At 69.2% G+C, this 17,674-nt stretch carries 17 protein-coding genes; 9 read left to right on the top strand and 8 right to left on the bottom strand.

Going from position 1 to position 17,674, the window contains the following annotated elements:
* Positions 1 to 44 precede the first annotated feature (44 nt).
* The 9 genes from ACFHPP_RS23585 to ACFHPP_RS23545 all read left to right on the top strand — a co-directional run bounded on the left by ACFHPP_RS23585 (position 45) and on the right by ACFHPP_RS23545 (position 8,360).
* On the top strand, positions 45 to 773 hold the full coding sequence (locus tag ACFHPP_RS23585; RefSeq protein WP_437165690.1) for an HpcH/HpaI aldolase family protein: 729 nt from the start codon (positions 45 to 47) through the stop codon (positions 771 to 773).
* Complete coding sequence (locus ACFHPP_RS23580; protein ID WP_437165689.1) at positions 770 to 1,666, top strand: substrate-binding domain-containing protein; 897 nt, start codon at positions 770 to 772, stop codon at positions 1,664 to 1,666. The genes ACFHPP_RS23585 and ACFHPP_RS23580 overlap by 4 nt, the downstream gene beginning before the upstream one ends.
* A 23-nt stretch (positions 1,667 to 1,689) precedes the next feature.
* Complete coding sequence (locus ACFHPP_RS23575) at positions 1,690 to 2,655, top strand: tripartite tricarboxylate transporter substrate-binding protein (protein WP_437165688.1); 966 nt, start codon at positions 1,690 to 1,692, stop codon at positions 2,653 to 2,655.
* Between the two features lie 13 nt (positions 2,656 to 2,668).
* Positions 2,669 to 3,541 carry an amidohydrolase family protein gene (locus ACFHPP_RS23570; RefSeq protein ID WP_437165687.1) on the top strand — a complete coding sequence of 291 codons (873 nt, stop codon included), beginning with the start codon at positions 2,669 to 2,671 and terminating at the stop codon, positions 3,539 to 3,541.
* 102 nt (positions 3,542 to 3,643) lie between these two features.
* Positions 3,644 to 4,447, top strand: a complete 804-nt coding sequence (locus ACFHPP_RS23565) for a class II aldolase/adducin family protein (RefSeq protein ID WP_437165686.1) — start codon at positions 3,644 to 3,646, stop codon at positions 4,445 to 4,447.
* A gap of 45 nt (positions 4,448 to 4,492) precedes the next feature.
* Positions 4,493 to 5,482, top strand: coding sequence for a Bug family tripartite tricarboxylate transporter substrate binding protein (locus tag ACFHPP_RS23560; RefSeq protein ID WP_437165685.1), 990 nt, complete (start codon positions 4,493 to 4,495; stop codon positions 5,480 to 5,482).
* Between the two features lie 5 nt (positions 5,483 to 5,487).
* A complete protein-coding gene (locus ACFHPP_RS23555) occupies positions 5,488 to 6,573 on the top strand; it encodes an Ldh family oxidoreductase (RefSeq protein ID WP_437165684.1) in 1,086 nt (361 codons plus the stop codon).
* Positions 6,574 to 6,604: 31 nt separating this feature from the next.
* On the top strand, positions 6,605 to 7,579 hold the full coding sequence (locus ACFHPP_RS23550) for a Bug family tripartite tricarboxylate transporter substrate binding protein (protein WP_437165683.1): 975 nt from the start codon (positions 6,605 to 6,607) through the stop codon (positions 7,577 to 7,579).
* A 4-nt stretch (positions 7,580 to 7,583) separates the two neighbouring features.
* A complete protein-coding gene (locus tag ACFHPP_RS23545) occupies positions 7,584 to 8,360 on the top strand; it encodes an MBL fold metallo-hydrolase (RefSeq protein WP_437165682.1) in 777 nt (258 codons plus the stop codon).
* A 301-nt stretch (positions 8,361 to 8,661) separates the two neighbouring features.
* Here the strand turns inward: ACFHPP_RS23545 and ACFHPP_RS23540 are convergent, their stop codons facing one another.
* The 8 genes from ACFHPP_RS23540 to ACFHPP_RS23505 all read right to left on the bottom strand — a co-directional run bounded on the left by ACFHPP_RS23540 (position 8,662) and on the right by ACFHPP_RS23505 (position 17,654).
* A complete protein-coding gene (locus tag ACFHPP_RS23540) occupies positions 8,662 to 9,531 on the bottom strand; it encodes an NAD(P)-dependent oxidoreductase (RefSeq protein WP_437165681.1) in 870 nt (289 codons plus the stop codon).
* Entirely contained in the window at positions 9,528 to 11,903 is a 2,376-nt protein-coding gene (locus tag ACFHPP_RS23535; protein ID WP_437165680.1) for a xanthine dehydrogenase family protein molybdopterin-binding subunit, read from the bottom strand. The genes ACFHPP_RS23540 and ACFHPP_RS23535 overlap by 4 nt, the downstream gene beginning before the upstream one ends.
* Positions 11,900 to 12,958: an ABC transporter ATP-binding protein gene (locus ACFHPP_RS23530; RefSeq protein WP_437165679.1), complete on the bottom strand. Its 1,059-nt coding sequence runs from the start codon at positions 12,956 to 12,958 to the stop codon at positions 11,900 to 11,902. The genes ACFHPP_RS23535 and ACFHPP_RS23530 overlap by 4 nt, the downstream gene beginning before the upstream one ends.
* A gap of 6 nt (positions 12,959 to 12,964) precedes the next feature.
* Positions 12,965 to 13,885: a carbohydrate ABC transporter permease gene (locus ACFHPP_RS23525; RefSeq protein ID WP_437165678.1), complete on the bottom strand. Its 921-nt coding sequence runs from the start codon at positions 13,883 to 13,885 to the stop codon at positions 12,965 to 12,967.
* A gap of 4 nt (positions 13,886 to 13,889) precedes the next feature.
* Positions 13,890 to 14,783: a carbohydrate ABC transporter permease gene (locus ACFHPP_RS23520; protein WP_437165677.1), complete on the bottom strand. Its 894-nt coding sequence runs from the start codon at positions 14,781 to 14,783 to the stop codon at positions 13,890 to 13,892.
* A gap of 1 nt (position 14,784) precedes the next feature.
* Complete coding sequence (locus ACFHPP_RS23515; RefSeq protein WP_437165676.1) at positions 14,785 to 16,101, bottom strand: ABC transporter substrate-binding protein; 1,317 nt, start codon at positions 16,099 to 16,101, stop codon at positions 14,785 to 14,787.
* An 11-nt stretch (positions 16,102 to 16,112) separates the two neighbouring features.
* Positions 16,113 to 16,334, bottom strand: coding sequence for a hypothetical protein (locus ACFHPP_RS23510; protein ID WP_437165675.1), 222 nt, complete (start codon positions 16,332 to 16,334; stop codon positions 16,113 to 16,115).
* Between the two features lie 309 nt (positions 16,335 to 16,643).
* Positions 16,644 to 17,654, bottom strand: coding sequence for a hypothetical protein (locus ACFHPP_RS23505; protein WP_437165674.1), 1,011 nt, complete (start codon positions 17,652 to 17,654; stop codon positions 16,644 to 16,646).
* Between the last annotated feature and the right edge of the window lie 20 nt (positions 17,655 to 17,674).

The raw sequence follows: 17,674 nt of genomic DNA, 5'->3' as shown, positions 1-17,674 counted from the left end.
ACGCGGCACGGCGCAGGCTCGAGGCGGGCGGACTGGTCCTGTGCATGGGTCTGCGCCAGGCGCGCAGCGTCGACATCGGCCAGATGGTCGCGGCCTGCGGCTTCGAATCCCTGTATGTGGACATGGAGCACAGCCCGATCGGGCTGGAGGCCACCTCCGCCATCTGCACCGCCGCCGCCGCCTTCGGCGTCACGCCGCTGGTGCGCCCGCCGGGCCACGGCGCGGAATGGATCGGCCGCATCCTGGATGGCGGGGCGCAGGGCATCATCGTGCCGCATGTGGACACGGCGGCGCAGGCGCGCGCCATCGTGCAGGCGGCGCGATTCCCACCGGTCGGGCACCGCTCCGTCATGGGTCCGGGACCCGGCACCGGCTATCGCGCCATGCCGCTGCGCGAGATCAATGCCACGCTGAATGCCGGCACGCTGGTGGTCTGCATGATCGAGACGCCGGAGGGCGTCGCCAATGCCGATGCGATCGCCGCCGTGCCCGGCGTGGACCTGCTGCTGATCGGCTCCAACGACCTCTGCACCGAAATGGGCATTCCCGGGGAACTGCGGAATCCGAAGCTGCGGGAGGCGTATGTGACCGTCGCCGCCGCCTGCCGCGCCCACGACAAGGTGCTCGGCGTCGGCGGCATCCGCGGCGATGCGGAGCTGCAGAACGACCTGATCGGGCTCGGTGCCCGCTTCCTGATCGCGGGCAACGACGTCGGCTACCTGATGGCCGCCGCCCGCGCCGATGCGGCGGCGCTGCACAAGCTGCTGCCATGACGCCGCGCGGCCGCCTGACGATCTTCTCGGCGGCCGAGCGGCCCTATTGCGAGGCACTGCTGCGGGGCTTCGCGCAGCGCCATCCGGACGTCGAGGTGGACTTCATCTTCGGCATCAGCACCGCCCTGCATGATCGCTACCTGGCGGACCACGCGGCCGGCGGCGCGACGGCAGACCTCGTCTGGTCCAGCGCGATGGATCAGGTGATGGGCCTGGTGCTGGATGGCCATGCGCAGCAGCACGGCGTGGCGCATGGCCTGCCGGCGATGGCGGACTGGCAGGGGCTGGCGCTGGCGACGACGTGGGAGCCGGTATTCTCCCTGGCCCGCGCGGCCTGCCCGGCCGGCACCTTCGGCGAGATCGCGCGTCACCTCCACGCCAATCCCGGGCCGGTGGCGGTGCCGGACATCGTGGCGAATGGCCTCGGCTTCCTGGCGTTGCTGCGGGCGAGCCTCGACGACCCGGATTTCGAGGCAGGCTTCGCCGCCCTCGCCGCACGACGGCCGCAGCTCTGCGGTTCCGCCCACGCCCTGGTGCAGGCGATGCAGACGGGCGTGCTGGCGGTGCATGTGCTCGGCGCCTATGCGCTGCGCGCCGCCGCCGCCGATCCCGGCCTCCATGTCGCGGATTCGGCAGCGCCGGCGCCGGCCGTCGCACGCCTCGCCTTCATCCCTCGCCGTGCCGCGAACCCTGAGGCCGCCGCCGCCTTCGTCGCCTACATGGTGGCGCCGGAGGGCCAGGCTGCGTTGGCGGAAGGCGGCTTCTGGCCGGTGCTCGCGGCCCCGCCGCGGCCGATCGCGCCGATCGCGCTGGATGCCGGCTTCCACCGCCTGCTCGACCCCGGTCGGCGCACGGCGCTGGTCGCAAGATGGCGCGCCGCATTGGCGCCGTGAACAAGACCGGGAGGAACCCAACAATGAAACGCCGCCACATCCTGCCATTGCTGGCCGCCCCCTTCCTGCTGCCGCGCCTCGGCATGACGCAGGGCTGGCCGGGCGGCACGGTGCGCATCATCGTCCCCTTCGCGCCCGGCTCCTTCACCGACATCTCGGCCCGCCTGCTGTCGCAGGAACTGACGGCGCAGCTTGGACAATCCGTTGTGGTGGAGAATCGCGGTGGGGCAGGCGGCACGCTGGGCGCGACCGCCGCCGCACGAGCCGCGCCGGACGGGCTGACGCTGCTGTTGACGGACAACTCCTTCGCCATCTCCCCAGCGCTCTATCCAAGCATGCCCTACGACGCGCTGGCGGATCTGGTGCAGGTCAGTCGCATCGCCAACAGCCCCTCCATCCTCCTGGTCCGGCCGAGCCTCGGCGCGCGTGACCTGAACGCGGTGCTGGAAATGGCCAAGGCCCGGCCGGGCGAGTTGAGCTTCGGTTCAGGTGGGCAGGGTTCCTCGGCCCATCTGGCGATGGAACTGCTGCTGAACGTCACCGGCACACGCATGCTGCACGTACCCTTCCGCGGCGTCGCCGCGGCGATCAGCGAGGTGATCTCCGGCCGCGTCGACATGGCGATCGCCAGCCTGGCTTCTGGCGTCGCGCATGTTCGCGCCGGAACGCTGCTTGGGCTGGACGTCACCGGCGCCCGGCGCGCAGCAGCATTGCCGGTCGTGCCCACCTTCATCGAGGCGGGGCAGCCGCGCTACGACATGATGTACTGGTGGGGCGTCGCCGCGCCGAAGGGCACGCCGGAGGCGGTGATCACGCGGCTGAACGCGGAGATCGCCACCGCGCTGCGCAGCCCGAAGCTGGTGGAGGCCTTCGCCGCCGCGGGGGCGGTACCGGCGCATTCCACCCCCGCCGAGATGTCCGCGCATGTGGCGCGGGAGGTCGCGCTGTGGCGGGAGGTGGTGCGGCGCGCCGGGGTGAAGCTGGAATAGGAACCAACCGAGGATGCTCGACCACAAGGCCGAAGGGCCGCCCGCCTTCCGTGCGCCGCCGCTGTCCTGCGACGCGCATTTCCACGTCTTTGGCGATCCGGCGCGCTATCCCTACGCCTCGCCGGAGCCGCTGCGCTACGCGCCGCCGGTAGCGCCGCTGCCGGACTACCTCGACCTCGCCGCGCATCTCGGGCTGGAGCGATTCGTCTTCGTGCAGCCCAGCGCCTATGGCGAGGACAATGCCTGCATGCTGGACGCGATGCGGGAGGTGGGCATCGCCCGCTGCCGCGGCATCGTCGACGTGCACGAGGATGTTCCGGACAATGTGCTGGCGGAGATGGACGCGCTCGGCGTGCGTGGCGTGCGCATCAACTACTCGCCGGTCAAGCCGCGGATCGATGGCTTCTCCGCGCAGATGCTGCCGCGCATCCGGCGGCTGGAGGCGCGCTGCCACGAACTGGGGTGGCACCTCGACTTTCTCGGCCCGGGCTGGCTGACGGCGGAACTGCTTCCGGTGCTGGCCAGCCTCAAGGTGTCCTTCAGCCTGGCGCATATGGGCATGTTCCTGTCCAAGGACGGTCCGGATCAGCCCGGATTTAAGGCCCTGATCGAGGTCCTGAAGCGCGACGACGTCCGGGGCTACGCCAAGTTCACGGGCACCTACCGCATGGCGACACCGCCTGATTTCGTCGATGCCGCGCCGATGGCGCGGGCGCTGGTGGAGGCGGTGCCGGATCGCATCATCTGGGGCAGCGACTATCCGCATTTGTCCTTCGCGCATGCGGTGGGATCGGTGCAGCTTTTCAACTTGCTAAATGACTGGGCGGACGCGCCGGCGCGGCGGAAGATCCTGGTGGAGAATCCAGCGCGGTTGTTCGGCTTCTAACCGGGACTGGTGCCTGAACGTGTTCGTTAAGCTTCCGATTGGAGGGGGAGGACGCGCTGGGAACCATCCACGCCTTCGAACTGGGGATAGGGAAACACCAAGATGGACCTCGCGGCTCCGCGCTACCACACGGACTGGCCCTCGATCCGCGATGAGGTGGGCGCCGCGGAATGGCAGGCGCGCCTCGACCTGGCGGCCTGCTACCGGTTGATGGACGCCTACGCAATGACGGATCTGATCTACAACCACATCACGCTGCGCATCCCTGGCACCGACCACCTGCTGATCAACCTGTACGGCCTGCTGTACCGGGAGATCACCGCGACCTCGCTGGTGAAGATCGACGTCGAGGGCAACATCCTGTGGAAGCCCGACACCGACTACGGCATCAACAAATCCGGCTACGTCATCCACGGCGCGATCCATAAGGCGCGGCCGGACGTGGCGGCGGTGATCCACACCCACACCCGCGCGGGCATGGCGGTGGCTTCGATGCAGTGCGGCCTGCTGCCGATGAGCCAGACCTCCATCCGCTTCGTCGGCCACCTCGGCTACCACGACTACGAAGGCCCGGCGGTGGACCTGTCCGAGCGCGAGCGCATCGTCGCCGACCTCGGCGCGCATGATGCGCTGGTGTTCCGCAATCATGGGCTGCTGACCTGCGGCGCGACGCTGCCGCAGGCCTTCAACACCATGTACCAGCTGGAGATGTCCTGCCGCGCGCAGGTGGATGCGATGGCGGCGCGCGCCGAGCTGACGATTCCGGGTGAGGAGATCCTCTCCAAGACCGCGCATCTGTACCAGCCGGGCGCGCGGCGGCCCTATGGCGTGCTGGAATGGCACGCCATGCTGCGCCAGCTGGAAGCCGACCAGAAGAATTCCGGCTTCCCGCCCTACTGGGTCTGAGCTTTGCACAATCCGCCGCAGAGCGGGATCGAAGGGAGAAATGGCATGAACCCGATCGTCGCACGGCGCCCGCTGCTAGGCGTCATCGCCGCGGCATTAACGGCGCGCGAGGCTACTGCACAGGCCAACTGGCCGGACCGACCGATCCGCTTCGTCGTACCCTTTGCGGCTGGGGGCAATACCGATGTTCTGGCACGGCTCTACGGCGCGCATATCTCGCCGAAGCTCGGCCAGCCCATCGTGGTGGAGAACCGTAGCGGCGCCTCCGGTGCCATCGGGACCGAGGCGGTCATTCGGTCTCGGCCCGATGGCTACAACTTCCTGATCGGCAGCCCGGGATCCATCGTCAACAGCCCGCTCCTAATGGCGGACAAGCGTTTCGACCCGATCACCGACCTCACCTTCGTCGCCATGTTCGGCCAGGTTCCGATGGTGCTCATCGTACAGCCATCCATGCCGGTGCGCACCTTGCCCGAACTGGTGACGTTCTCGAAGGCGCGGCCGAATGGCGTCTCCATCGGCACCTCCGGAATCGGCGGCGCCAACCACCTGCCGCTCGAACTGTTCAAGGCGGAGACCGGCGCCAATCTGGTTCACGTGCCCTACCGCGGCGGTGGTGCCACGCTGCCTGACTTCGTGGCCGGCAACGTCGATGGCATCCTGATCGAGCTGTCCAGCGTGCTGGACCTGCACCGCGACGGCCGCGGCCGCATCCTCGGCGTCGCCGCGCCACAGCGTTCGCCGCAGGCGCCCGATGTACCGACTTTCATCGAGGCGGGGTATCGCGACTTCCTTGCCGCCTCCTTCGTCGGTCTCTTTGCCCCAGCCGGCACGCCGACGCCGATCCTCGCCCGTGTCCAGACCTTGATTAGCGATGCGGCAAACGATCCCGAAGTTCGCGCGCGGCTGCTCTCCTTCAGCGTCAACCCGCCAACGCCGGAGGAACTGACGACCGACCACCTTGCCCGCTTCCTGCAGGGTGAGTTGGCGAAGGCCCGACGTGCCATCGCGATTGCCGGTCTCAAGCCCGGATGAGCGACATGCCGCTTGTCGCGGCCGAGACCTGCCGCGCGCAGATCACCTCCATCCTCACCGCCTGGGGCATGGAGGCGGAGGCGGTGCGGGTCACTGCGGAAGTGATGCTGGAGACAGACCTCGCCGGCGTCGACAGCCATGGCATCTCGATGCTGATGGACTATGACGAAAGTCGCAGGAAGGGCCGTCTCAACCTGAAGGCCGTACCGCGGATCGTGCGGCAGAATCCTGTGACCGCACTCGTCGATGCCGAGGCCGGTCTCGGTCATCCGGCGGCCGTCTTCGGCATGAAGCTGGCGATGTCCAAGGCGAAACTGTCGGGCGTCGGCGTGGTGACGGTGCGCAACTCCCACCATTTCGGCGCAGCCGGCTACTACGCCGCCTTGGCGCCGGCCGAGGGCCTGGTCGGCATGGTGACGAGCGCGACGCGCAGCATCTCCGTTGTGCCGACGAGGGGTTCGATCCCGCTGCTCGGCACCAACCCCATCGCCTTCGCGGCGCCGGCGGTTCGCAACGCGCCGTTCCGGCTCGACATGGCGACAAGCAGTTGCGCCAGCAACAAGGTCAAGGTCCATGATCTGCAGGGCAGGCCGCTCCCGGCTGGATGGGTGCTGGATGAAGGAGGCCATCCCGTAACGGATCCCGCGGAGGCCTGGCACCGGCTGCGGGTGACGCATCAGGGCGGGCTGACACCGCTCGGCGGTACGGAGGAGATGGCGAGTCACAAGGGCTACGGCCTCGCCATGATGGTTCATATCCTGGGCGGCGTGCTGTCGGGCGCGTCCTTCTCGCCGATCCGCAACCGCACGCAGCAGCCGGAGGATCCGGACAATCTCGGCCACTTCTTCATGGCAATCGACCCCGATTGCTTCCGCGGAGAAGGCGAATTCGAGGCCGACCTGGACGAGGCGATCGACGTGCTGCACGCGACGCCAGCGTCCGATCCGGCGAAGCCCGTGCTTGTCGCCGGCGACCCCGAGGTCGCCAGCCGCGCCCGCAGGTTGGCGGAGGGCATTCCGATTCCGGAAAGCCTGGCCCTGCAGCTGCGTGGCGTGTGCGAGCGCGCCGGCGTGCCGTGCCTGATGCCGTAGAGATCAGCGAAAAATTGGGGAGGCAACAGCAATGAACATCAAGCGACGTACACTGGGCGGCCTCGCGGCAGCGGCGCTGACCGCGCCCGCCTTCGCGCAGGCGGAATACCCAAGCCAGACCGTCCGCATCATCGTTCCCTTTGCTCCGGGAGGCGCGACCGATGTCGTCGGGCGCATCCTCGCCCCCGGCATTCAGGAGATGTTTGGCGGCCGCACCGTGCTGATCGAGAACCGCGGCGGTGCTGCCGGAATCATCGGCGCAGAGGCGCTGCTGGGCGCGCCGAGGGATGGCCATACGGTTGCACTGTTCACCATCACCAATGCGGTGCTGAACGCCGGCTTGATCCGTGACCCCCGGTTGGATCCGCGCACCGCCTTCACGCCCGTCTCGCTGGTGGCGACGCTGCCCATGGTGCTGACCGTCGGCAAGCATGTGCGGGCGAATTCGCTGCGGGAACTCGTCGCAGTGATGAAGGAGACACCAGGCCGCCTGACCTACGGATCGGCCGGCGCCGGCAGCATCAACCACCTCGGCGCCCATCTGTTCAACCTGCGGAGCGACACGCAGGCGGTGCATGTGCCCTATCGTGGCGCGGGGCTGGTCTATGCCGACCTCATCGCCGGGAACGTCGACTGGTTGGTGGAAGGCATTGCCTCTCAGGCGCCGCATGTGCGCTCCGGCAATGTCCGCGCCCTCGCCGTGCTGGCGCGGGAACGCAATCCGGCGCTGCCGGATGTCCCGACGGCCATCGAGCAGGGCTTCGACGACTTCGAGATCATGAACATCATGGGCGTCTTTGCCGCGTCCGGCACGCCGGCCCAGGCCATTGCGCGTCTGGAGAGCGCGATCCGCACGGCCGTCGCCAAGCCCGACCTGGCGCGCAGGCTGCGAGAAGCCGGGGCCGAGCCGGCCGGCAGCACCACGGTGGAGTTCCAGCGTTTCTGGGAGCAGCAACTGGCGCTTTGGCTGCCAGTGGTCGAGGCGTCCGGCGTGCGGCTGGATTGAAGGAATGCAGGCGATGCAGTGGCAGGGCGGCGGCTGGGTTCTGGACATCCTCGTGCCGGGCTTTCCCGGCAAGGCAACGCAGCATGGTGGGTTGGGTTGGAGCACCATCGTCCTGCTGCGTGGCCATGGCCGCATCGTGGTGCTGGATGGGGGCGGCTTCGGCCAGCGACGCACGCTGGTCGACGCGCTGGCGAAACACGGCGTCGCGCCGAGCGACGTGACCGACCTTCTGCTCAGCCATTCGCATCACGACCATGCGGTGAACTGGCCGCTGTTCCGGCATGCGCGCATCGCCATCGGGCGGAAGGAGATGGCCTGGGCGCTCGGCGTCGAATGGGGTACCACGCCGGTGCCCGAACACGCCATCATGGCGCTGTCCACCTGGCCGACGCTGCATCTGGTCGACGAAGGCGACACCGTGCTGCCTGGCATCACCGCATATCTCGCGCCCGGCCATACGCCGGGGCATCTCATCTTCCTCATTGAAGGCGACGGACAGGATTGCGTGCTGCTGCAGGACGCGGTGAAGAACCGCGTGGAGCTCACCACCCGGCAGACCGACATGACCTATGACGCCGCTGTCAGCCGCGCCACCGTGGAGATGGTGTGGGAGATCTGCCGCACCCGTCCCGGCTGCCTCCTGATCCCAGGCCACGACCTGCCGATGGTAGTTGAGAATGGCCTGCCGCGCCCCATCGGCCAGCAGACCGCCGGCATCAAGGCCTGGTTCGGCAACAGCCTGGAGGAGATGACGCGCTTCGAGCTTGCACCACCGGAGTAGAGGCCGGCCTGTTCTCCGGAGTCCTGATCCGCGAGCGATGGGCCCGGGCCCCTGGAGCGAGCGGGCCGGTGCGCGATTGGTGCTCATCGAAGATCACGGAGGTATGCGAACGAGGCGAAACCGCTCCGAATTCACGAAACCACTCGCTTCGCCCTGCCTACCGACAGCGTTGACGGACGGGTCCAAATTGGCGATGCCGCTGAACGCCGGCAACTTCCTGCGCGAGGTGACGCGGGAGGCAACCGTGCAGGGGCAGCCACTATTTGGCTCCTCGCCTTCCTCCGGCGCCGGCCGACAATCCTCAGCAGGTCAGGGCTGCAATAATCGCCTGTGTGCCGGCATCCTTGCCCTGAACCGATGCAGCCTTTTCATAAAGCCGCCGCGCCTGGGCGAGTCCGGGCAGTTCGAGACCCAGGACCTCGGCTTCCGCCACGGCGATGCTGAGGTCCTTGAGGAAATGCTTCAGCATGAAGCCGGGTGCAAAATCTCGGGCCAGCATCTTCGGGCCGAGCATGTTGAGCTGGAAGGATCCCGCCGCACCGGGCGCGAGCGCGTCCAGCACGGCTTCGCCGTCGAGCCCGGCGGCGCGGGCGTAGGACAGGCCCTCCGCCACGCCCATGAGGGTGGAGGCGATGATGATCTGGTTGGCCATTTTCGCGTGCTGCCCGGCGCCGGGTCCGCCGAGGTGGCGGATGGTCTTGCCCAGACGCTCCAGCACCGGCAGGGCCATCGCGAAGGCTTCGCCGGTCCCCCCGACCATGATCGACAGGGCGGCGTTCCGTGCCCCGGACTCGCCGCCGGATACGGGGGCGTCCAGCGCCAGCACCCCACGCGCCGAAGCGGCCTCCGACAGTCGTCGCGCCAGGCTGGGGGCGGAGGTCGTCATGTCGACCAGTAAGCTGCCGGGCCGAGCCTGCGCGACCAGGCCCTGAGGGCCGAGCCAGACCTCCTCGACGTCGCGCGGGAAGCCGAGGATGGTGATGACGATGTCGCTCGCAGCCGCTACGGCGGCCGGGCTGTCCGCCCAGGACGCACCGGCCGCCAGAAGCTCGGCGACGCGCGGGCCTCGGCTGCGGTTGGCGACCGTCACCTGATGGCCCGCGGCGCGCAGATGCCCCGCCATCGGCGCGCCCATGATGCCTAGCCCGATGAAGCCGATACGTGCCGTCATGCCGCGCCCTCCCTGTCCGTCGCCGCCTGCAGCACCGCCCAGATGCGGGCAGGCGTCGCGGGCTGGCTGTCCAGCCGCGCGCCGAGCGGTGCCAGTGCGTCGTTCACCGCGTTCATCAGCGCGCCGATGCCACCCATCGTGCCACCCTCCGCCATGCCCTTGATGCCGGCCGGCGTACCTTCTGCCGGCGTGCCGTGGTGCGAGACCTCAAAGGCCGGCAGGTCGCTGGCGCGCGCGATGGCGTAGTCCATGAAGCTGCCGGCGAGAGCCTGGCCATCCGCGCCGTAGGCGGCATGTTCCAGCATGGACCCGGACAGTCCCATGGCGGTTGCGCCATGCGTCTGGCCCTCGACGACCATCGGGTTGATCAGCGTGCCGGAATCCTCGGCAATGACGTGGCGCAGGATGGTGATCGCGCCGGTCGCCCGGTCGATCTCCACCGCGCAGGCATGGGTGCTGTTCGAGTAGGTCATCGCCGGCGGGTCGAAGGCCAGGACCTGGTGCAGCCCCGGCTCCATGCCCGGCGGCAGCCGCAGCGGGTCGAGATGCGCAACGCGTGCCAGCTGTGCCAGGTCCAGCCCGGTGCTGGAAAGGCGGTCGCCGAGCTGGCGCAGCACCTTGCCCTCTCGCATCTCCAGGCCCTCCGCCGTGTTCAGCCCCAGCATCGCCGCGGCGATCGCCAGCAGCTTCGCCCGCAGCTTCAGCCCGGCCATGTAGAGGGCACCGCCACCCGCCGCGGCCCCCCGGCTGCCGCGGCTGCCCATGCCGTAGGGCGCGATGTCCGTATGCCCGATCCGCACCAGCACGTCGCCGAAGGCGGCGCCGATCCCGGCCGCCGCGGCCTGCGCCAGCGTGGTCTCGTAGCCCTGGCCGGAGCCCATCAGGCCGCAGGAGGCGATGATGGCGCCGGAGGGTTCCACCCGAAGGCTCGCCACCTCATGCCCCGAGCCGGCGATTCCGGCCGCGCGGTAGAAGGCGCTGCCATAGGTCGTGCTCTCGACCACGGTGCAGATGCCGAGGCCGAGCAGCCGCCCCTCCGCCGGCTGGCGCGCGCGCAGTTCCTCGTAGCCGAGCGCCGCGGTCGCCGCCTCCAGCGTCGCCAGGGGCGAGAGCGAAGCGTAGCGCTCGCCGGTTGCGGTCACATAGGGCAGGTCCTCCGGCGTCAGCGAGTTGCGCCGGCGCACCACCAGGGGGTCGAGGCCGAGGTCGCGCGCAATCGCGTCCATGGTGCCTTCCATGACCCAGGAGGTGATCGCCATCGGCGCGCGCATGGGTCCGGCCGGGCATTTGTTGGTCAGCCAGACATCCACCGCATAGCCATACTCGCGGATCCGGTAGGGGCCGGGCAGGATCAGCGCCACGACCCGCGCCATGTAGTTGGCGGGGAAGAAGGACCAGGCGCCGAAATCCGCCTCCATCCTGCAGCGCAGGCCGAGGATGCGGCCATCGGCGGCGACGGCGGCCTCGGTGGCGACCGTCTCCTCCCGCGCCTGCAACGACGCCATCAGGTTCTCCCCGCGCGTCTCCCGCCACCGCACCGGCCGGCTGAGGGCTACGGCGGCGGCCGCCACGCAGAGATCCTCGCGCAACGGGATGATCTTCTGGCCGAAGCCGCCGCCCATCTCCGGGCTGTCGACAGTGATCTGCGATTCCGGCAGGGCGAGCCGCACGGCCACCGCGCTGCGATAGGGGTGGGGCGCCTGGGTGCCGCAGCGGAGGGTCAGGTGCCGCCGCCCCCGATCCCAGATCGCCATCACGCCGCGCGGCTCCAGCGGCGCATGGGTCTGCCGGTGCTGCCCGAACCGCGCCTGCACGATGCGGTCCGCCCGGGCGAAGGCGGCATCCAGCCCGGACGTCGCGAAAGCCTGGTGGGAGACGCGGTTGCCGGGCAGCACCGGGTCCACCAGCGGGGCGCCCGGCGCGGCCGCCATGGCGATGCCGGCAATGGCGGGCAGCGGGTCCCAGTCCACGTCGACAAGCTCCGCCGCATCCTCGGCCGCGCGGCGGGTCTCCGCCAGCACCATGGCCACCGGGTCGCCGACGAAGCGCGCGGCCTCCACCGGCAGCACCGGCATCTCCATCGGGTGCAGCCCTTCAATCGGCGGCGCCATGCGCAGCGGCGCGACCAGCCGTCCCAGCGCCGCCCCCGTCAGCACCGACACCACGCCGGGCACTGCCAGCGCGGCCGCGGAGTCGATGCCGCCGATCCGGGCATGGGCGTGTGGGCTGCGGACGAAGACGGCATGCAGGCAGCCGGGCGGTCCTGCGATGTCGTCCAGGAAGGCGCCGTCGCCGGTCAGCAGCCGGGCATCCTCGCGCCGGCGGAACGACCTGCCGAGAGGCCCGCCCGGGACGGGCGGTGGCGGAATCACAGGCGTCGCTCGTCGGCGCGGTCGAACAGGTGCAGGCGGGCGGGGTCGATCCCGAAGCGGATCACCTCACCCTCCCGCGCGCGCCATTCCTTCGGCACGCGCAGGGTCAGCGGCACGTCGTCGGGCGCCAGCACGTCCAGGTGCGTCTCCGAGCCAAGCGGCGAGACCAGCTCCACCCGCGCTTCCAATATGGCGAGGCCCGGCTCCGGCGCCGAGACATCCTCCGGCCGCAGGCCGAGCGTGACCTCCCGACCCGGCGACACATCCTGGCCGAGCGGCAACTCGAACGCGCCGCGCGCGAAGACGGGACCGGGCTGCACCAGGCCATGCACCAGGTTGATCGGCGGACTGCCCAGGAAGCCCGCGACGAAGACGTTGGCGGGCCGCGTGTAGATACCCTCGGGCGTGTCGAGCTGCTGGATCAGGCCGCCACGCATCACGGCGATGCGGTCTGCCAGCGTCATCGCCTCCGCCTGGTCATGCGTCACATAGACGAAGGTGGCGCGCAGGCCGTGATGCAGGCGCTTGATCAGGCCGCGCATGGACAGCCGCAGGGTTGCGTCGAGGTTCGACAGCGGCTCGTCCATCAGGAACACGGCGGGCTTGCGCACGATGGCGCGGCCCAGCGCCACGCGCTGCCGCTGGCCGCCCGAAAGCTCCTGCGGCCGGCGTTCCAGCAGCGGCGTGATCTCGAGCTGCGCTGCAACCTCGGCGACCGCGCGCTCGATCTCCGCCCGCGGGGTGCCGCGCAGGCGCAGCGGGAAGGCGATATTCTCGCGCACCGTCTTGTTCGGGTACAGCGCGTAGGACTGGAACACCATCGCCACCTCCCGCTTGTGCGGCGGCGTCCAGGTGACGTCGACCTCATCGAAGCGGAGTTCGCCGTCGGAAATCTCCTCCAACCCCGCGATCATGTTCAGCGTCGTGGTCTTTCCGCATCCGGAGGGACCGAGCAGCACCATGAACTCGCCGTGACGGATCGTCAGATCCAGCGCATCGACGGCGGTGACGCTGCCATAGCGCTTCGTCAGCGCCGCGCAGGTGATGGTCGCCATCGGCCGCTATCCCTTCACGGCGCCGGCGGTCAGGCCGGAGACGATGTAGCGCTGGAACAACACCGCCATCAGGACCGGCGGCACGATGGCGATCACCCCCGCGGCGTTGACGAAGGAGAAGCTGGTGGTGAAGTCCATGATGAAGCCGGAGATGACGATCGGCAGCGTCTGCGCCTGCACGTTCTGCGTCAGGACCAGCGCGAAGACGAATTCGTTCCAGGAGGTCAGGAAGGCGAAGGTCAGCGCGGCGACCAGCGCCGGCAGGGACAGCGGCAGGTAGACATGCCCGAGCGCTCGCCAATGGCCGCAGCCATCGATCCGCGCGGCGCGGTACAGGTCGCGGGGGATGCCTTCGAAGTAGGAGATCAGGATGAAGATGGTGAAGGGCACGGTGATGGCGAGGTAGGTGACGACCAGCGCACCGAGGCTGTTGATCAGCCCCAGGTTGCGGATCACCAGGAACAGCGGCACCACCAGCGCGATGTCCGGCACCACCCGTGTCGCCAGCACAGTGTAGAGCGTCGCGCGGCGACCGCGGAAATCAATCACCGCGATGGCATAGGCGGCGGTGACGCTGAGCAGCAGGTTCAGCACCGCGACCCAGACCCCGACGGTGAGGCTGTTCCACAGCGAGGGCAGCAGGTTCGCCGCACCGGATGGCAGGAACCCCCCGGTCGCCGCATCGCCCTGCCGCCGCGTCTCGTAGGTTACCTGGCGGTCCCCGGCGCTGAAGATGGCCTCGAAATTGGCCAGGCTGGGGGAAGGCGGCAGCCAGTTCGGCGGCACCGCCGTGATCTGCGCCTCCGTCTGCAGCGAGGAGGAGACCAGCCACGCCACCGGCCCCGCCACATACAGGACGAACAGCGCCGAGAAGGCGGCCAGCAGGAAGCCGCGGGCCAGGCCGGGGCCGATCGGGCGCTTGCTCATGCCATCAGATCCGCTTGCCCAGGAACCGGATCACCGCCCAGCTCAGCACGAAGGTGACCATCGCCAGAACGTAGGACATCGCCGCGCCGGTGCCGAAGCGCAGGGATCGAAAGGTTTCCACGTAGATCAGCCAGGACAGCGAGTATGAGGCATCGCCAGGGCCGCCCTGTGTCATGATCAGGAACAAGTCGAAATGCCGGATGCTGATCATCGTCTCGTACACCAGCACCAGCATCAGGCCTGGCCGCAGCGCCGGCAAGGTGACGTGGATGAACCGCTGGAAGACACCGGCACCATCCACCTTCGCGGCGCGATACAGATCTTCCGGGATCGCCTTCATGGTGACGATCATCAGCAGCGCGGCCAGGGGCATCTGCTTCCAGATTGCCGCGTTGGCGATCAGCATCAGCGTCAGGTCCGGATCACCGAGCCAGACGCGGTAGCGCTCGATCAGATCGAGCTGGAGCAGCAGCCCGTTCAGTAGACCGTAGGTCGGGTCATAGATCCATTTCCACATCAGCCCGTTGACGACAGAGGGCGTGGCCCAGGGCACCAGCAGCAGCGCGGACAACAGGCGCGAGCCAGGGAAAGCTTCGTTCAGCAGCAGCGCCACGAGCACCGCGAGCAGTGTGGTCACGGCCACCGTCACCACGGTGTAGACGGTGGTGCGGGTCACGGCGACCCAGAAGCGAGGATCGTCGAAGATGCGCAGGTAGTTGTCGAAGCCGACGAAGGGGCGCCGCAACGGCCGGGTCAGCACGATGTCGTGCAGGCTGACCCAGAAGGAATACAGAATGGGGAAGGCCGCCACGACCAGCAGCACCGCCACCACCGGGAACACCAGCAGGGCCGCGCTGCGGTCGTCGTAGCCGAAGCGGCGGTTCAGGGCGCCGAGCACGTCACCGGAACGCCCGGCGCAACTCCGTCCACTTCGCCGCCGCCGTGCGCATCGCCGCCTCCGGCTCGGCGCGGCCCAAGCAGACGGTCTGCCAAGCCTGGTTGCTGGTTTCCACCCATTCGCCGAACCAGGGGGAGATGACGTCCTTCTTGCGGGCCAGCGCGGATTGCTGCGCGACGATGGCACCGCCACCCGCCCATCGTTCCCAGAAGGTCTTCACATCCGCATCCTCGGACAGCGGCAGCGCGCAGGATGGCAGGCCCACATCGGTGAGCAGAAGCTTCTGCATGGAGTAGTTGCCGGCGGTGTCACGGCCGCCGAAGAACTCCATGAAGCGCACGGCGCGGGCGCGGCGTGCGGGATCGGCCTTGGCACCGGGCGTCATGCCGTAGAACCGGATCCAGCCGCAGGTCTCGTTGGTGCCGGAGGGCCCGCCCTTGGGCATCAGCGCCAGCCGGATCTTGCCCGCGGCCGACGACTGCGCCGGGTCGTTCAGCGCGCGGATGCGGTAGGTCGGCACGATGGCGAAGGCATGGGCGCCGCTGCCGAAGGCGCGCAGCCCGTTGATCTCCCCGGTCTCGACGGCACCGGGCGAGAGGATCTTGTGGCGATGGATGGCATCGCGCAGGAAGGCTGCCGCACGCACCGCGCCGCGGCCAGCATCCGCCATCACCGCCGCGCCCTGGTCGTCCACGAAGCGGCCGCCGAAGCTGTAGGTCAGGGCGGTGACGAACTCGATCAGCCAGGTGTCGGCGGCGAGCGACAGCAGCAGCGGAAAGTCGGCAATGCCCTGCTGCTTCATGCGCAGCGACTGCTCGACAACTTCATCCCACGTCGTCGGCGGCGTTGAGATGCCGGCGCGGGCCAGCATGTCCGTGTTCACCATGAAGGACATGTGGTCGCCGTAGTAGGAAAGCCCGTACTGCTTGCCGCGATAGGTCATCGACTGGGTGCAGTACTCGGCGGCCTCCGTGTTGTAGCGCATCAGCTGCGGCACGTCGGAAATATCGGCCAGCCAGCCGGCCTCCGCGAATTCCGGCAGCCAGGCGTCGGAGACCCAGGAGACGTCGATGGGCGCGTTGGCGACCAGGCGGGTGACCAGGGCGGTGCGGAACTGGGCCCAGGGAAAGTTCTCATAGTTCACGCGCAGACTCGTGGCGGCCTCGAACGCAGAAATCTGCGCCTTGACCTGATCGACCGCAGCCGACCAGCCGATGAAGTTCACGGCGCCTGGAGCCTGTGCTCGGGCTTCGGGCGTCAGCGCCAGCCCAGCCGAGGTCAGGATGCCGGCGCCGAGGGCGCGTCGGGAAAGGGACATGGTCGGCAACGTCATTGCACCAGCCTCCGGAAGCCGCCGACAGTCTGCGGCGGCATGGGAGGCCTGTCCAGGCTTGGTTGCGCGAGGCAAGCTGCGGATTCGCTTCTGGATTCCTTGCTGCGGATCCAGGGCTGAAGGTCCATCCGCGGGCAGGCTGAGTCTTTCAGATCGGCCGTGGCATCGTTGCCGTCGTCGTGGTCGGCGCCAATCATCAGGAGGTGGAGGCGCAGCATCTCAGCAAGACCGTGGCGGACGTGCTCGAGCGCGCGAACCATTGACGCAAGCAGCGAGACGTTCGGCCACGCCGGGACGCGCCTCAATCGCAAGCAGCGCCAGCAGGCCACCGTCGGACGAGCGAGATCTGCCGTCGTAGCGGGCGATGATCGGCTTGCAGGCGACCGGCTACAGCCCCGGCAGGGGCAGCTTAGCGGGTGCGTCGGCGGGCGTGCTGGCCGAAACCGGCAGGGTTCTGGGTTCGCAGCCGAATCCCTTGGCGGATCAACGCCTTGTGCCCTGCCCGCCAGCCTTGATGAAGTGTCCGGCTAGATCGAGACCGGCCCCCGTCCTGCCAAATTAATTCTTGCTCCCACCCGGGTTGCGTCCGCTCTCCGCCACGCCATACCCGCCAAGGCGAGGTCACCCACAGCCATGCCCTGTACCACGGCGAGGACGTTGTCCTCGGGCCCTAGCCGACCAGGCTTGAGCGCCGCGGCAATCTCCCCGACATCCGCGTCCAGCCTTTGCTCAAGGTCTGCCGCCGTCACCGCGCCGCCGGCGATCCAGCCGGCGACACTGCCGGTCGTGGTCGCGAAGGCCAGGTCGTCGACGACGAAGCGATCTGCCCAGGCCAGGACATCGGCGGCGATCTCGGTATCGCCGAGCCCGACCACCGTGGCGCCCGGCGCCAGATCCGCCGCATGCAGCACCGGCGCCATGGCACTGGTGATGGTCAGCACCAGCGACGCACCGGCGCAGGCCTCCCGCACGCTCGGGGCGGGGCGCAGCGCGAAGGGCAGCCCCGGCTGGGCCTCGGCACAGAAGCGCTCCACGGCGGAGAAGCGGCGGGAGGCGACCGCCACCTGCCGCAGCCCGGGCAGCGCCGCGGCAAGGGCCGGCAGCACATGCGCAGCGATCCGTCCGCTGCCGATCAGCGCCGCGGTGGTGATGCCGGCCGGCGCCAGCAGACGGGCCGCCAGGGCGCCGGTGGCCGCGGTGCGCAGGCAGTGCAGCCAGAACGCCTCCACCAGCGCCAGCGGGCGGCCGCCATCCGGATCGGCCAGCCAGAACCAGTCGCGGGTCGTCTCTCCGCCAGCCTCCTGGCGATCCGCGACCAGGCGGAAGCCGGCGATCCGCGCCTGCCCAAGAACGGCGCCCTTGATCTTGAAGGTCGTGGCGCCGCTGCGCAGCTTCATGGCGGCAGGATCCGAGAGCACGCGGCGTGCCGTTCCGTATTCCCGCCAGGCGGATTCGACGGCGTCCAACGCCTCGGCCGCCGTGACCAGGTCTTCCGCTTCGCCTTCGCGCAGGATCAGGAAGCTGTCGTCATGCGGCATCGATCGGCGGCCCTGTGGTG

This window comes from Falsiroseomonas sp. E2-1-a20 (assembly GCF_051433195.1).
In the GTDB taxonomy this organism is placed as follows: domain Bacteria; phylum Pseudomonadota; class Alphaproteobacteria; order Acetobacterales; family Acetobacteraceae; genus Falsiroseomonas.
The sequence above is the reverse complement of the archived record's forward strand: the minus strand, read 5'-3'. Positions and strand labels throughout refer to the sequence as shown.